This is a genomic window from Erwinia sp. 2186 (assembly GCF_057812255.1).
In genome coordinates this window covers 295,280-309,781 of the sequence record NZ_CM173824.1, presented here as the reverse complement: position 1 = coordinate 309,781, position 14,502 = coordinate 295,280, and the positions used below count along the sequence as shown (strand labels likewise).

The 14,502-nt window shown below is 57.0% G+C and carries 13 protein-coding genes; 4 read left to right on the top strand and 9 right to left on the bottom strand.

Annotation, left to right across the window (positions count from 1 at the left end; translation table 11 throughout):
* Nucleotides 1-9 precede the first annotated feature (9 nt).
* Complete coding sequence (uxuA, locus tag ACXKZG_RS01390) at nt 10-1,194, top strand: mannonate dehydratase (RefSeq protein ID WP_346596150.1); 1,185 nt, start codon at nt 10-12, stop codon at nt 1,192-1,194.
* Nucleotides 1,195-1,235: 41 nt separating this feature from the next.
* Here the strand turns inward: uxuA and ACXKZG_RS01385 are convergent, their stop codons facing one another.
* The gene (locus ACXKZG_RS01385) at nt 1,236-1,565 is read right to left on the bottom strand and encodes a DHCW motif cupin fold protein (protein ID WP_134822943.1); all 330 of its coding nucleotides are present in this window, start codon (nt 1,563-1,565) and stop codon (nt 1,236-1,238) included.
* An 87-nt stretch (nt 1,566-1,652) separates the two neighbouring features.
* Complete coding sequence (locus tag ACXKZG_RS01380) at nt 1,653-2,675, bottom strand: LacI family DNA-binding transcriptional regulator (RefSeq protein ID WP_134822944.1); 1,023 nt, start codon at nt 2,673-2,675, stop codon at nt 1,653-1,655.
* A gap of 244 nt (nt 2,676-2,919) precedes the next feature.
* Here ACXKZG_RS01380 and iolG point away from each other — a divergent pair, with 244 nt between their 5' ends.
* Nucleotides 2,920-3,906: an inositol 2-dehydrogenase gene (gene iolG / locus ACXKZG_RS01375; RefSeq protein WP_488875597.1), complete on the top strand. Its 987-nt coding sequence runs from the start codon at nt 2,920-2,922 to the stop codon at nt 3,904-3,906.
* A gap of 6 nt (nt 3,907-3,912) precedes the next feature.
* Here iolG and ACXKZG_RS01370 read toward each other — a convergent pair whose 3' ends face one another.
* The 5 genes from ACXKZG_RS01370 to ACXKZG_RS01350 all read right to left on the bottom strand — a co-directional run bounded on the left by ACXKZG_RS01370 (nt 3,913) and on the right by ACXKZG_RS01350 (nt 8,958).
* On the bottom strand, nt 3,913-5,487 hold the full coding sequence (locus ACXKZG_RS01370; RefSeq protein ID WP_488875596.1) for a DHA2 family efflux MFS transporter permease subunit: 1,575 nt from the start codon (nt 5,485-5,487) through the stop codon (nt 3,913-3,915).
* Nucleotides 5,487-6,566, bottom strand: a complete 1,080-nt coding sequence (locus ACXKZG_RS01365; protein WP_346568118.1) for an HlyD family secretion protein — start codon at nt 6,564-6,566, stop codon at nt 5,487-5,489. Before ACXKZG_RS01365 ends, ACXKZG_RS01370 begins: the two co-directional genes overlap by 1 nt.
* On the bottom strand, nt 6,563-7,105 hold the full coding sequence (locus ACXKZG_RS01360; protein ID WP_471720871.1) for a winged helix-turn-helix transcriptional regulator: 543 nt from the start codon (nt 7,103-7,105) through the stop codon (nt 6,563-6,565). The genes ACXKZG_RS01365 and ACXKZG_RS01360 overlap by 4 nt, the downstream gene beginning before the upstream one ends.
* A gap of 128 nt (nt 7,106-7,233) precedes the next feature.
* The gene (locus tag ACXKZG_RS01355; RefSeq protein WP_488875595.1) at nt 7,234-8,175 is read right to left on the bottom strand and encodes an ABC transporter substrate-binding protein; all 942 of its coding nucleotides are present in this window, start codon (nt 8,173-8,175) and stop codon (nt 7,234-7,236) included.
* A 12-nt stretch (nt 8,176-8,187) separates the two neighbouring features.
* Nucleotides 8,188-8,958, bottom strand: a complete 771-nt coding sequence (locus tag ACXKZG_RS01350) for a class II aldolase/adducin family protein (protein WP_013204288.1) — start codon at nt 8,956-8,958, stop codon at nt 8,188-8,190.
* Between the two features lie 233 nt (nt 8,959-9,191).
* Here ACXKZG_RS01350 and ACXKZG_RS01345 point away from each other — a divergent pair, with 233 nt between their 5' ends.
* Nucleotides 9,192-10,790, top strand: coding sequence for an EAL domain-containing protein (locus ACXKZG_RS01345; protein WP_488875594.1), 1,599 nt, complete (start codon nt 9,192-9,194; stop codon nt 10,788-10,790).
* A 10-nt stretch (nt 10,791-10,800) separates the two neighbouring features.
* Here the strand turns inward: ACXKZG_RS01345 and ACXKZG_RS01340 are convergent, their stop codons facing one another.
* The gene (locus tag ACXKZG_RS01340) at nt 10,801-11,310 is read right to left on the bottom strand and encodes a hypothetical protein (RefSeq protein WP_013204290.1); all 510 of its coding nucleotides are present in this window, start codon (nt 11,308-11,310) and stop codon (nt 10,801-10,803) included.
* Between the two features lie 484 nt (nt 11,311-11,794).
* Between ACXKZG_RS01340 and proP the strand changes: the two genes are divergently transcribed.
* Complete coding sequence (gene proP, locus ACXKZG_RS01335) at nt 11,795-13,300, top strand: glycine betaine/L-proline transporter ProP (RefSeq protein ID WP_053141435.1); 1,506 nt, start codon at nt 11,795-11,797, stop codon at nt 13,298-13,300.
* A gap of 70 nt (nt 13,301-13,370) precedes the next feature.
* Here proP and ACXKZG_RS01330 read toward each other — a convergent pair whose 3' ends face one another.
* Nucleotides 13,371-14,486, bottom strand: coding sequence for an ABC transporter substrate-binding protein (locus ACXKZG_RS01330; RefSeq protein WP_488875593.1), 1,116 nt, complete (start codon nt 14,484-14,486; stop codon nt 13,371-13,373).
* Between the last annotated feature and the right edge of the window lie 16 nt (nt 14,487-14,502).

Here is a 14,502-nt window from a genome sequence, read left to right as displayed (position 1 = left end):
GAGCTCTGCATGGAACACACATGGCGCTGGTATGGCCCAAACGATCCCGTTTCGCTGGACGATGCCCGCCAGGCGGGAGCAACCGGCATCGTCACCGCCCTGCATCACATTCCGAATGGCGAGGTCTGGCCGGTAGAAGAGATTCAGGCTCGCCAGGCACTGCTGGCTGAAAAAGGGCTGGTGTGGTCGGTGGTGGAAAGCATACCCATCCATGAGTCGATCAAAACCCAGCGTGGTGATTATCAGCATTACATCGCCAACTATCAGCAGTCGATCCGCAATCTTGGTCGCTGCGGCATTGATACCGTCTGCTACAACTTTATGCCGGTCCTCGACTGGACGCGTACCGATCTGGCCTGGACCCTGCCGGATGGCGCCAAAGCGCTGCGCTTCGACCATATCGCCTTTGCCGCCTTCGAACTGCATATTTTACAGCGGCCGAACGCCAGCCAGGATTACGACGCGCAGGAGCAAAAAGCCGCCGCTGACTACTTCAATGCCATGACGCCGGACGCCATCGAGACCCTGACCCGCAACATTATTGCCGGGCTGCCCGGCGCGGAAGAAGGCTACACGCTGGAGCAGTTCCAGGCGCAGCTTTCGCAGTACGACGGCATTGATAAAGCCGGTCTGCGTAGACATATGGCGGCGTTTCTGCAGGCCATCGTGCCGGTGGCGGAAGCGTCCGGCATCGTGCTGGCGGTGCATCCGGACGATCCTCCGCGCCCAATCCTCGGCCTGCCGCGCATTGTCTCCACGCTGGAAGATATGCAGTGGCTGAAAGAGACTGTGGACAGCGTGCATAACGGGTTCACCTTCTGCACCGGCTCCTACGGCGTGCGGGAAGATAACGATTTAGTGAAGATGGCGGAAACCTTCTCCGACCGCATTCACTTCGCCCATTTACGTTCGACGTTGCGCGAAGACAACCCGAAAAGCTTCCACGAGGCGGCTCATCTTGGCGGTGATGTGGATATGGTTGGCGTGGTGAAGGTGATTCTGGCGGAAGAGCAGCGTCGCCGTCAGCAGGGCAACACGCGCGGGATCCCGATGCGTCCCGACCACGGTCACCAGATGCTGGATGACCTGCACAAGAAGACCAATCCGGGCTATTCGGCCATCGGTCGTCTGAAGGGGTTAGCGGAAGTGCGCGGTGTGGAAGTGGCACTGAAGCAGATCTATTTTAACGACTGAGGTTGCGGGGCCAGACGCGGGTCTGGCCCGTTATTTAGCGTCTAGTCGACAATAAACAGCTGCGCGCCGGTGTGGGTCCAGGAGCGATGCGCTTCGGCATCATCGGCGACCTGATAACTCATCCCCGCCGTCAGGGTGAAGACCCGACCATCGTCGAGTTCGGTATGCAGCTCGCCGGAAAGACACAGCAGAATATGCCCTTTGGAGCACCAGTGATCCGCCAGGTATCCGGCGGTATATTCGACCATTCTGACGCGAACGTCGCCGAAATGCTGGGTGCGCCACAGCGCTTTGCCGGTTTCGCCAGGGTGTTCAGTGGTGGCCAGTGCAGACCAGGCCGTGGTGCCAAACGGAATATCACTCATCTTCATGGTGCGGATGTCCTGGATTTTGGAGGCTGGTCGCAGCATAGCAACGGCGCAACGCGTATGTCCTGCTGTATTTAACGCCGCAACGGCTTAAAAATGCGCGTACTTGGTATAAATCAGCAAAGGGGTGTTTATGCTGTGAATACTCTCCCCGGTGCGCAAACGGTCGATAACCTCGATACCCAGCTCAATTTCCCGTTGAATATCATGGCCCAGCACAATGTCCATTTCCCCGGTTTCCAGCAGGCTGCGGGTATAGTCACTCAGCTCATGGCCGATAAACACCACCTCGTTAGCCAGCCCCTTTTCCGTCAGGGCACGAGCGACGCCGCGATTACCGCCGGCCATATTATAAATGCCGGCCATCGGCGGGTTGTCTGCGAGAAACTTTTTCACGCTTTGATACGAGCTTTCCGATTCATCGTTGGTATTCACCCTTTCCACGACCGTCAGATGCGGAAACTCCATCCGCAGCGCCCGGCGAAACCCCACTTCCCGCTCTTCCTGGGTGCGGTAGGTCGAGCTGAAAATCAGCAAAATATTGCCGGGCTGTTTCGGCAGCATCCGGCCCATCAGCCAGCCCGCGGTGGAGCCGGTGCTGATCTGATCCAGGCCGACATAGGCGGTGCGCCGCGAATTGGGCAGATCGCTGGTCAGGCAGATCACATGCACGCCGTTATCAATCGCCTCGCGCACCGCGCGGTTGATTTTAACGTCGTCGCGGCAGACCAGTAACACCGCTTCCGATTCTGCGGCACGGCGGGCGATCAGCTGGCTGAAGCGCTCGGTGTTCACCTGCACATTCGCCACGCTGTCAAAACTGAAGGCGATTTCCGGATGAGCCGCGATATAGCGCCGGGCTTCCTGCTCCACCAGGCTGATAAAACTGGTGCCGGACTCGCAGATAAAGGCGATGCGCCGCTGCTGCCCGGCAACGCCGCTCTCATCCCAGTTGCCGCCCAGTCGCTGTATCGCCAGTTTGACCTTTTTTCGCGTGACGTCACGCACGCCCGCGCGCCCGTTCAGCACCCGATCGACGGTGGCCATACTGATCCCGGCCTCTTTAGCGATTTCGGCGATGGTCGGTCCTTTCCAGCTGTTTTTGTCAGGCATGCCTGCATCCCTTTCCTTGCGCATGAGGTGTTTTTCATCATAGTGCAAAGCCCGCATTCAGCCAGTGAGGCTAAGCCAATGATTCCAGTCTGTTTGCTGAAAAATGATGGACTTCACCTCATTTAAATATGTGATTTAACGCATTTTTTGATGATGCCGTTTGGCCTTTGCGTTGACTTTATTTCGGCCAAAAACGATCACTCATGCACCAACCCTTTCTCTCCCTCAGCTAAGGAATCACTGTATGTATAACGTTGCCCTGTTCGGTGCCGGTCGTATCGGTCAAATCCACGCGGCCAATATCGCGGCACACCCAGATTGTCGCTTACAGTATGTGATCGACGTGTATCCTCCTGCCGCACAGGCGCTGGCAGATAAATACGGGGCGACGGTGGTGAGCGCCGGGCAGGCGCTGGATGACAGCAGCATCAACCTGGTCACCATCTGCAGCGCCACCATCACCCATGCCGACCTGATTGAAGCCTCGGCCAAAGCGGGCAAAGCCATCTTCTGTGAAAAGCCGGTGGATCTGAGTTTAGAGCGCGTCGAGCGCTGCCTGGCCACGGTCAAAGAGTGTGGCGTGACCCTGATGGTCGGCTTTAACCGCCGCTTCGACCCGAGCATGGCGCAGCTTCAGCAAAGCCTGGCCGCAGGCGAGATTGGCAATACCGAAATCGTCACCATTATCTCGCGCGACCCCGGTGCGCCACCGGCGGAATACCTGAAAACCTCTGGCGGCCTGTTCCGCGACATGACCATCCACGATTTTGATATGGCGCGCTGGCTGCTGCAGGAAGAGCCGGTGAGCGTCTATGCCAGCGCCTGTTCGCTGGTCGATCCCGCCATTAAGGCGCTGGGCGATATTGATACTGCCGTCGTCACGCTGACCTGTGCCAGCGGCAAAATGGCGGTGATCACCAACAGCCGCCGCGCCACCTACGGTTACGATCAGCGCATTGAAGTGCACGGCAGCGAGGGGATGCTGGCAGTGAATAACCTGCCGGAAAGCAGCCTGGTAAAATCCGACATTGGCGGCGTGGTGGCGCAGAAACCGATGTATTTCTTCCTGCAACGCTATGCCGATGCCTATCGTCTGGAGTTCGCCAGCCTGATTGAGCACCTGAAGAGTGGCAAAGCCATCTCCCCTGGCGGCGAAGACGGTTTGCAGGCGCTGCGGCTGGCTGACGCCGCGCTGGCGTCGATGAACAGTGGGCAGGTGGTGCGGCTGTAACCCGGCCTAATGCGCCTCAGCGGTCACCGGCGGTGCACTGGCGGCGGGTTTGCGCATCAGCAGCACCATCAGCGTGGTGATGATGAATCCGACCATAATCAGCACAAACGCATCGGCAAAAGCCTGCGTTTGCGCTTCACGGAAGGTGAGTGCAGCCAGCTGCTTTAACGCGGCGGTATGGGCGGTAGCGACGTCCATACCGCTCTGCTGCCAGATCTGCGTCAGCGTATCCAGCTGGCTGTCCATCGCCTGATTGGTCATATTCAGATGGTCACCCAGCCGGCTGAAATGCAGGTTTGTCCGGTCATTCAATACCGTCCCACACATCGCAATCCCGATGGCGCCGCCCAGGTTGCGCATCAGATTAAACAGTCCCGACGCCAGCTTCAGCCGCTCGGGCGGCAGCCCGCCCAGCGTCAGGGTTACCGCCGGGGCGACGGCGAACTGTTGCGCCGCGCCGCGAAAAGCCTGCGGAAGCAGCAGCTGTTCCGCTCCCCAGTCATGGGTTATCGGGGTGAAAAAGAACATCGACAGGGCAAACGCCGCCAGACCGATCATCATCAGCCAGCGCAGATCCACCCGGTTAGCAAACCACGAGTAGATCGGGATCGACAGGATCTGGAAGATCCCGGTGGAGAAGATCGCCAGGCCAATATCCAGCGCGCTAAAGCCGCGTAAATTCCCCAAAAAAAGCGGCGTAAGGTAGATGGTCGAAAAGATACCGACGCCGGCCATAAACGAGAAAAAACAGCCCAACGCAAAATTACGATCCTTCAGGGCCAGCAAATCGACCACCGGACGCGGATGCCGCAAGGTGCGCCAGATAAACCCTAAGCCCGCCAGGCCAGAAATCCACGCGGTGATAAGGATAGTGCTGTCATCCATCCAGCCCCAGCGCGGCCCTTCTTCCAGCGTGTATTCCAGACAGCCCAGTGACAACGCCATCATCAGCATGCCGGGATAATCCGCGCCTTTCAGCAATGACCAGTCCGGCTCATCGACGTTGACCAATATGGGCACCGCAATGGTGATAAACATCCCCGGCACCAGGTTAATAAAGAACAGCCAGTGCCACGAGTAATTGTCGGTGATCCAGCCGCCGACGGTCGGGCCAAGCGTCGGTGCCAGCGAAGCCAGCCCGCCCACGGTCGCGGCGGCAATCACCCGCTGCGGCCCACTGAAGAAGGCAAAAGCGGTGGTGAACACCATGGGGATCATCGAGCCGCCCAGGAAGCCCTGCAATGCCCGGAAGGCGATCATACTTTGAATGTTCCACGCCCAGCCGCACAGCAGGCTCATCACCGTAAATCCGGCGGCGGAAGCAGCAAACAGCCAGCGGGTAGACATCACGCGGGCCAGCCAGCCGGAAAGCGGGATAACAATAATTTCGGCAATCAGATAACTGGTCTGCACCCACACCGTTTCATCGGTGCCTGCGGACAGCCCACCGCCGATATCCCGCAAAGAGGCCGAGACAATCTGGATATCCAGTAGCGCGATAAACATCCCCACGCACATGGTGGCAAAGGCAAAAACCTTGCTCGCCATGCTCATGCCCGCAATACCCGCCTGGCCGTTCATTAGCGGTCCTGCTGATTAACGTTGACGGTCACCGACAGGCCCGGACGCAACGCGCCAAGCCGGCTGTCGTTACTGTCTAACAGAATACGCACCGGCACCCGCTGCACGATTTTGGTGAAGTTGCCGGTGGCGTTTTCGGCGGGCAATACGCTGAACTGCGCGCCCGTTGCCGGAGAAAGGCTGCTGACATGGCCGTGAAACACCCGGTCGGGCATGACATCAGCACGGATTTCGGCTTTCTGGCCGGGTTTCATCTCCGCCAGCTGGCTCTCTTTAAAATTGGCATCGATCCATAATCCCTGGCTGGGCACCAGTGACAGCAGTTGCGTGCCGGCGGCAGCAAAGGCGCCGGGCCGCGCGCGGCGGTTACCGACCGTGCCGGCAAACGGCGCGCGAATGTCGGTATAGCCGACGTTTAGCTTCGCCATATCCAGCTGGGCCAGCGCCTGTTCAAGGGCGGCCTGCGCCTGCTGGCTGCGGGCATCCAGTACCGCCAGCTGACGCTGCGATGCGGTGGTTTCGGCCTGGGCTTTCTGTTCAGCGGCAACCGCCTGTTGCCAGGCGGCGGCGGCCTGCTCGCGGCTCTGTCGGGAGACGGCGGCGCTGCTCACCAGCGCGGAATAACGCTGATTATCATCCCGCGTGCGGCGGGACTCTGCCTGCGCCGAACGTACGCTGGCCTGCGCGCTGGCAATTGTCGCCTGTTGCAGCTGACGCGTGGCGGCAATGTCCACCAGCTGCGCACGCTGCGCGCTGACGTTGGCCTGCGCCTGCGCCAGTGCCGCCTGATAATCCGCACTCTCGAGGGTAATCAGCCGATCGCCTTGCTGCACCTGCTGATTGTCCAGCACCCAAACCCGCGCAATGTATCCCGGCACTTTGGCTGACAGCACGCTGATATCGCCGCCGACATAGGCATCATCGGTTTGCTGCAGGTATCGCCCGGTGTGATACCAGTGCCAGCCATAGCCCGCCAGCGCGCAAAGCAGCACCACCAGCAGCAGAAATGTTAGTGAGCGCTTACGGGGTAGCGTGAACCGGCGCGGTGCCGTGGCACCGTCATTCAGGGTCAGGCTCATGATGGGTCACGATAAATGCTGGGTGGGACAAATTTACCGGCAACCCCTGCCCGCTTTTGCTGCACGTACTCATGGCGATAGCGCACCGCCTCGTCGGCCGCCGGGCCGGGCACAGAGGCATATTCCGTGGCGGTGATCGCCCGGCCGGTCTGTTTATCGGTCAACTCCAGCTCGACCACGCGGCCTGAGCTGCGCTCGACCAGCTGCATCGAGCGGCCTTCCGGTGCAAGCCAGCTGTTGCCCCATTGCAACAGCGACAGGATCACCGGCCGGAAATCACGTCCCATTTGCGTGAGGTGATATTCATAGCGCAGCGGCTTTTCGCAATAGGCGACCCGTTCAAGCAGACCGTCTTCTACCAGGTCTTTCAGCCGTCGGGTGAGGATATTTGGCGCAATATTGCTGCTTTTTTGCAGTTCATCAAACCGCGTCAGGCCGGCAAACATATCGCGCAGGATCAGCATGCTCCAGCTGTCGCCAATTCGGCCCAGGCTGCGGGCAATCGGACAGGACATCTGATAAAGGGGATCGGATTTCATGGCGGGCTTCCACTCGTGACTTGCATTATGCAAGTAACAGTAGCCAGGTCACTTGCATTATGCAAGTGACTTTATTTCGCCTGCCATCGGTCGCGCTGAATTCCTCATGTTCCAGCAAGAAGTTAACGCTACTGCGCCGCGAACACGCTGGTGTCGGTGATCGACTGGACGTCCACTTTCGCCGGCAGGATCGCCAGCGAGGAGAACAGATCGGAGACCTTCTGCACTTTCGCAATATCCTCCGCCGAGACCGGGCGAATGCCGTGAGAAATCCTGACGGTAATCGCCCTGGCGTCTTCCGGTGACAGTCGGGTCAGTGAAGAGTAAACCTGATTATATTCATCAGGATGCTGCAGCGCCCATTCCCGCGCTTTCGCCAGACGGCGGGCAAAGTCGGCTATCGCCAGCCTTTTTTGCGGATCCTTTAACGAACTCCCGGTGGCGGTAACAAATGACAGCGCGGTAGTCAGTCCTTTGCCGTCGCGCAGCAGGCGCGCGCCGTGCTGTTCGGCGATGCCGAGATAGGGATCGAAGGTCGCCCAGGCGGCAATCTGCCCGGAGTTAAACGCGGCGCTGGCATCGGTTGGCAGCACAAAACGGACCGGCACCGCATCACGCTTTACCCCCGCCTCTTCCAGCGCCTGATACAGCAAGTGCTGGGAAATGCTGCCCCGGGCGGAGGAGACCACCACCGGTTTGCCCGCCAGATCCTTGACGCTGTGGATCGGTGAATCGGCCGGAACAACCAGCCCATTCGAACCGGGATCGCCGACGTTAGTCGCAATAATCTTTAATTCCACCCCGCCCGAAGCCGCCATCAGTACCGGCAAATCCCCGGCATAGGACGTATCCACCGCGCCGGCGCGTTGCGCTTCGAACAACGGCGCCGCGCCCTGGAAATTGGCCCAGCGATACTGATAAGGCGCGTCTTTCATCACGCCCGAGGCGTCCACCAGCGAACGCAGATTACGCGCCTGATCGCCCAGCACCAGCGTCACGCCTGAAAGGTCACTGGCCGCGCTGGCGGCATAAGTGGTGCAAAGCAGCAGCACAGCCGCTAAATATTTCATGGCGATCCCTTATTAAAGTGCGTTGCGTTGCAGCTGGCGGATATAGGCATCCCAGTGCAGGAGATATTTTTTGTTTTTAATGCCGTTATCAAACACCTGCGCGGCTTTCTCCGCCACGTCGTCCGGCACGATGGTCAGCTCGCTGCCGCCGGTCTGGGCAGCCAGCTGAGCCACGCAGGCGCGCTCCAGGTAATAGAGGTTATAGAAGGCTTCTTCAAGGTTGTTGCCGCAGGTCAGCAGGCCATGATTGCGCAGGATCAGCGCGTTGAGATCGCCCAGATCGGCGACGATGCGCTGCTGCTCGTCCAGATCCAGCGCTATCCCTTCGTAGTCGTGATACGCCAGACGTTGGAAGAAACGCATGCTGTGTTGGGAAATCATCAGCAGACCCTTTTTCTGCGCCGCCACGCCAATCCCGGCGGCGGTATGGGTATGCAACACGGCATGGGTTTCCGGGCGCGCGCGGTGGATGGCGCTGTGGATCACGTAGCCCGCCGGATTAATGCCCAGACCGGTGGGATCGTCGATGATCTCACCATCCAGATCGATCTTAACCAGCGTTTCCGGGGTGATCTCATCGAAGGTTTGTCCGTAGGCGTTGATCAGGAAGTGAGGCTTTTCCCCCGGCACGCGCAGCGAAAAATGGGTATAGATATGGTCGGTCCAGCGGAGCTTCGCCGCCAGCTGATAACAGTGCGCCAGTTTGACCCTTGCCTGCCACTCCTCGTCCGTGATCCTGCTCCGTAAAGGCGCTGCACTTTTTAGTACCACCGCATCAGTCATTTTCGCTCCTGTTGTTGTCCGGGTTACGCGGCCAGACCGCGAAGGCATCCTGACACAGGAGAAAAACGGCGGGGAAACGATCAATCCGGCAATAATTTGCAGAATATTGACTAAAGCCCGGTCTCTGCGCTTATGATGCTGGCAGACTGTCTGGCTTTTCGTCAGCTATACCGTCATTTGCGGCTGGCCGGCACTTTTTTACGCAACGTTTTGTTGGGTTACAGAGGTACGACGTGGACTCTATTTTTAAGACCAGCCCGCAAAAGAAGGGCCTTTTTCTGACCATTGCCGGTCTGGCACCGCTGCTCCTCTGCCTGCTGTTTACCTTTATCGACGCCCGACAAATTGTACAACGTCAGCAATCCGTAACGGCCTCAATGCTGCTCACGCAGGCCGAGTCGATTAGCGATCAGGCGTGGAATATGGTCGGCTATCTGCGCAAGTTCTCCGATAAATCCTGCACGGACATTAATGAGCAGCTGCAGGAATACGCCTCGCAGTACCCCTATTTCCGCTCAATCGGCGTGATGCAGGATGACGAAGTCACCTGTTCGTCAATGTATGCCGGTTTACGCGGCGACCTGAAGACCATGCTGCAAGGCCCACCACCAGAAACGCGCAAAGCCTGGTGGATGACCTCGCTGGCCGGCACGTTTTCGGTAAAGGATCGCCCGGCCGTAATCTATGTGCGCGACACCCCGAGCATGTTTAGCAGCTATGCGATAGTGGATGGCCAGTATCTGCTCGACTTTATGGATGCGGTGGGCAAAAGCCACGATTACGCCATCGTGTTGCAGTTTGGCGGCGGTTACCGCATCGCCAGCGGCACGCTCCCGGATGAGCGCGCTTCCCTGCTCAGGGCGCATACGCTGGTTGAAACCTCGCAACGCTATCCGATTGTCGCCACCGTCACCTCGCCTGCGCGTGACCTGGCGTTAACCTGGCGCCACGGCATGGTGACCTTTATCCCGATGGCGGCCATTTTCTCGCTGCTGTTGATGATGGTGACCAACAACTGGCTGAAGCGAAAGGTGTCGATCCGCGACCAGCTAAAGCGGGCGATTCAGCGCCGGGAATTCTCGGTAAATTATCAGCCGGTGTATAACGTGGAGACCGGCAAAGCCTCCGGTGCGGAAGCGCTAATGCGCTGGAAATTACCCAATGGCCGCTGGGCCAGGCCGGACCTGTTTATTCAGGCTGCCGAAGAAGAAGGGATGATTGTCCCGCTGACCCAGTCTTTATTGCAGAATATCGCCGAGGATATGCGCGACTGGCAGATCCCGCCGAACTTCCATATTGGATTGAATATCGCCGGTGAGCATATTCAGCATGCGGATTTTATGGCGGACATCCGTGAATTTGCCGCCAAAATAGCCCACCACCAGCCGAATATTACCCTTGAGCTGACCGAGCGCAGTCTGATTTCCGACGGCGACGATGTGATCAGCAAACTGCAGCAGCTTCGCCGCGAAGGGATTAAAATCGCCATCGATGACTTCGGCACCGGCCACTGCTCGCTCTCTTACCTGCAAACCTTCCCGCTGGACTACCTGAAAATTGACCGTGGCTTCGTGAACGCCATTGAATCGGTTGACGGCGAAGCGCCGGTGCTGGATGCGATTATCATGCTGAGCCATAAGCTGAAGCTGAGCATCGTGGCGGAAGGGGTGGAAACGCCGCTGCAGCTGGAGTATCTGAAAAAGCGTGGGGTGATCTTTATCCAGGGCTATCTGTATGCCCGGCCGATGAACGGCAGTGCGTTAATGGCGTGGATGGAAGAACAAAATCAGCAACCCTGGACGTCAGTGCCAATTCCGGTGAGAGAAGAATAAAGGCGAAGAGTTAGCTGCGACGTTTAAGCGCGGCGCGTAATGCCACGTTGACCGTTTCGTCAGCCACCGGCGGGGTTATTTTTGTTTCGGCTTTAATCCCTACCGCTTCACGGCGTGCTTCTACCCGCTGATTAATGCGTTCCAGCGTCGGCATAATATGATCGGCCAGCTGCTGATACTCCTGATAAATTTCCTCGCGGCGGGAATTGACACTTTGTTCGGCCAGTTTTACACCCAATGCCTGAAAGCGTTCCACCATGCCCTGCATCTGCTTTGACAACAGTCCGTAACGGTTCAGCACCCCGGCCTGTTGCGCCACACTTTTGCTCTGTAAATGCACCTGCTGCACTATTTTATCGACACTTTCACCACAGTTCAGCCACGCATTTTGCGGCGAAATAACCTGATTATCAATAATGTTAACGGCGTGATAATGACGCCAGAGACGTAAATTATTATCAATGCTTTCTTGCATATTAAGATAATAATTTTCAAAGGTGTTGCTATTTTTATTATACATTGCTGACTCCGCAAAAATGCGGCAGGAAGTATTACCCATAGTCTGTTCACACGCAACAAATAACTTTTTTGAATGCTATTAACTAATTTCACTTAATTCAGTCAATGAATTATCAGCAATTAACGGTTCTGTTCTCTTCTATTATTCTGCTCATCAGAATGAATACCTGCCAATGGCCGTTTTGCCGTGAAGCAGCCCCGTCGGCGGCTGGCCCTGGCTTTGTTAAATTCCTTGTCTGAATCAGATTCGGTCTGTTGCATCGCTGTAGCTAATTTCAGACAGAAATTATGTTAGCCGCGTAAGAAACGATATACTGAATGCAGACAGTTATCTGTTGATGGGCGCCATTACCCACCACAAATCGCTGTCAGTGGGGCTTCTGGCCCTGCACTATTTGACCCGTTTCGCCCGGTGCCAGGTCTTGCGCACGAGCAGAAAGGGGCAAGAATCTAATTGGGAAACAGACAATTACAGGGTGTTTTATATGAAGCTACGTAGGAAGCGTGTTAAGCCGATTGGCTTAAAAGACGTAACGATCATTGATGATGCCAGGTTACGCAAAGCCATTACCGCAGCGTCGCTGGGTAACGCTATGGAGTGGTTTGACTTTGGGGTTTACGGCTTTGTGGCCTTCGCCTTAGGCCAGGTGTTTTTCCCGGGTGCCGATCCGGGCTTGCAGATGATTGCCGCTCTGGCAACCTTCTCCGTTCCTTTCCTTATTCGTCCTTTAGGTGGTCTTTTCTTCGGCAGACTCGGTGACAAATACGGTCGCCAGAAAATCCTCTCTATCACCATTGTTATCATGTCGGTCAGTACTTTCTGTATCGGTCTGATACCGTCTTACGCCACCATTGGCATCTGGGCACCGATCCTGCTGCTGCTGTGTAAAATGGCGCAAGGCTTCTCGGTCGGCGGTGAATATACCGGTGCGTCGATCTTCGTGGCGGAATACTCCCCGGACCGTAAACGCGGCTTTATGGGCAGCTGGCTGGACTTCGGCTCCATTGTCGGCTTCGTCACCGGTGCGGGCCTGGTCGTGCTGATCTCCACCGTGGTCGGTGATGCCAAGTTCCTTGAGTGGGGCTGGCGTATTCCATTCTTCGTGGCGCTGCCGTTAGGACTGATCGGCATCTACCTGCGTAACGCGCTGGAAGAAACGCCTGCGTTCCAGCAGCACGTGGACAAGCTGGAAAAAGGTGACCGTGAAGGTCTGGCCGAAGGGCCAAAAGTGTCGTTTAAAGAGATTGCCACCAAGCACTGGAAAAGCCTGCTGGCCTGTATCGGTCTGGTGCTCTCGACTAACGTCACCTACTACATGCTGTTGACGTATATGCCGAGCTACCTGTCGCACAATCTTCACTATTCTGAAGATCACGGCGTGTTAATCATCATCGCCATCATGATTGGTATGCTGTTTATTCAGCCGATTATGGGCCTGATGAGCGATAAGTTTGGTCGTCGTCCGTTTGTGATTATCGGCAGTATCGCGCTGATGATTATGGCCATTCCTTGCTTCATGCTGATCAACAGTAACGTCACCGGGCTGATCTTTGCCGGTCTGCTGATCCTGGCGGTGATACTGAACTGCTTCACCGGCGTGATGGCCTCGTCGCTGCCAGCGATGTTCCCGACACACATTCGTTACAGCGCCTTAGCCAGTGCCTTTAATATCTCGATTCTGGTGGCGGGTCTGACGCCAACGCTGGCCGCCTGGCTGGTTGAATATACCGCGAACCTCTACATGCCGGCTTACTACCTGATGGTGGTGGCGGTGGTGGGCCTGGTCACCGGTATCATGATGAAAGAAACCGCCAATATGCCACTGCGTGGCGCGACTCCGGCGGCTTCCGATATTCATGAAGCGAAAGAGCTGTTGCAGGAGCATCACGATAATATCGAAACCAAAATCGACGATATCAGTGAGCAGATTGCCGAGCTGGAAGAGAAACGTAAACATCTGATTAATCAGCATCCTAATATCAACGAATAATGTTGGTCTGGACTGATAGCAGCAAAAGGCCCGCGAAATTCGCGGGCCTTTTTTTTATGGCTTAACGTTTTTAGTGCCCGTTTGCGGTGCTGTCTGGCGTGGTCCAGTAGGTGCCCTTTTCGGCTAACGGCAGGAACTGCTGATTCATCTCATCCAGCGTTTTACGCGGGTCGAGATCGGCAAACAGCCGGGGATGCAGCGCCTTAGCGAAGATCTCCACATCCAGCAGATGCCACGGACTCATATAGAAGTTATGCCACACCGCCAGCGCCCGACCATTGCGGATGGCCGGCAGCTGGGAGATGACCGACTCATTCGCCAGCGCCTTGCTGAAGCTGTGCTGAGCCGCCGCCGCATTGACCTGCGGGCCAAGCTGAAGCTGCTCCGTTTGCTGCGGGCCGCCCGAGCCGGTGGCCAGGTAAACCTCCGGGTTGGCGGCAATAATCGCTTCCGGGCTGAGCTGGCCAAACACGCCGCCAAACCGACCCGCCGCAATATTATTGCCCCCGGCAAACGCCAGTAAATCGGCCAGATTGCCGTGGCTTACCGTGGTGCAACATTCCTCTCTGCGGCCAATATGCAGCTGCAACAGCACGCTCGGTTTCGCCGGATTGGCGGTGGCCAGCCGATCGCGGATCAGATTCATATGCTGCTGATAGAAATCAATAAAGCGCTGCGCTTTCGCCTGGTCATTCAGCGCTTCGCCCAGAATTTTCAGGCTCGGCACGGTGTTTTTCAGCAGCTCGACGCGGGTATCGATATAGATTACCGGAATGCCTGCCGCAGTAAGCTGCATCTGGAAGCTGTCATGATTGCTTTCCTGTTTGGCATACACCGGCAGGATCACCAGATCGGGCTGCAGGGCGATCACCTTCTCCACGCTGATCTGGGTATAATTCGACTTGCCGACCAGCGGGATGGTTTTGATCTGCGGAAATGCGTCAACGTAACGATCCCAGGTTTGACGATCCAGCTTTTGCAGATCGCCTGGCCAGCCCACCACCCGTTTCGCCGGATTGCCTTCTTCCACCAGCGCCAGGGTGTAAATCATCCGGCTTTCCCCCACCACAATCCGCTGCGGGTTATCCGGCACCTCTACCTTGCGTTGCAGAATGTCGGTGATGGTTTTCGCCGGTGCCACGCTGCTGACCAGCATCAGCAGCAGGCTGATCAATGCCCTGTTCATCGCTTTTCCTTCTCCG

What these genes read in the sequence shown, in the direction of transcription:
- uxuA (WP_346596150.1), top strand. Translation starts at nt 10, where the DNA reads ATGGAACACACATGGCGCTGGTATGGCCCAAACGATCCCGTTTCGCTG.
- ACXKZG_RS01385 (WP_134822943.1), bottom strand. Translation starts at nt 1,565, where the DNA reads ATGAAGATGAGTGATATTCCGTTTGGCACCACGGCCTGGTCTGCACTG.
- ACXKZG_RS01380 (WP_134822944.1), bottom strand. Translation starts at nt 2,675, where the DNA reads ATGCCTGACAAAAACAGCTGGAAAGGACCGACCATCGCCGAAATCGCT.
- iolG (WP_488875597.1), top strand. Translation starts at nt 2,920, where the DNA reads ATGTATAACGTTGCCCTGTTCGGTGCCGGTCGTATCGGTCAAATCCAC.
- ACXKZG_RS01370 (WP_488875596.1), bottom strand. Translation starts at nt 5,487, where the DNA reads ATGAACGGCCAGGCGGGTATTGCGGGCATGAGCATGGCGAGCAAGGTT.
- ACXKZG_RS01365 (WP_346568118.1), bottom strand. Translation starts at nt 6,566, where the DNA reads ATGAGCCTGACCCTGAATGACGGTGCCACGGCACCGCGCCGGTTCACG.
- ACXKZG_RS01360 (WP_471720871.1), bottom strand. Translation starts at nt 7,105, where the DNA reads ATGAAATCCGATCCCCTTTATCAGATGTCCTGTCCGATTGCCCGCAGC.
- ACXKZG_RS01355 (WP_488875595.1), bottom strand. Translation starts at nt 8,175, where the DNA reads ATGAAATATTTAGCGGCTGTGCTGCTGCTTTGCACCACTTATGCCGCC.
- ACXKZG_RS01350 (WP_013204288.1), bottom strand. Translation starts at nt 8,958, where the DNA reads ATGACTGATGCGGTGGTACTAAAAAGTGCAGCGCCTTTACGGAGCAGG.
- ACXKZG_RS01340 (WP_013204290.1), bottom strand. Translation starts at nt 11,310, where the DNA reads ATGTATAATAAAAATAGCAACACCTTTGAAAATTATTATCTTAATATG.
- proP (WP_053141435.1), top strand. Translation starts at nt 11,795, where the DNA reads ATGAAGCTACGTAGGAAGCGTGTTAAGCCGATTGGCTTAAAAGACGTA.
- ACXKZG_RS01330 (WP_488875593.1), bottom strand. Translation starts at nt 14,486, where the DNA reads ATGAACAGGGCATTGATCAGCCTGCTGCTGATGCTGGTCAGCAGCGTG.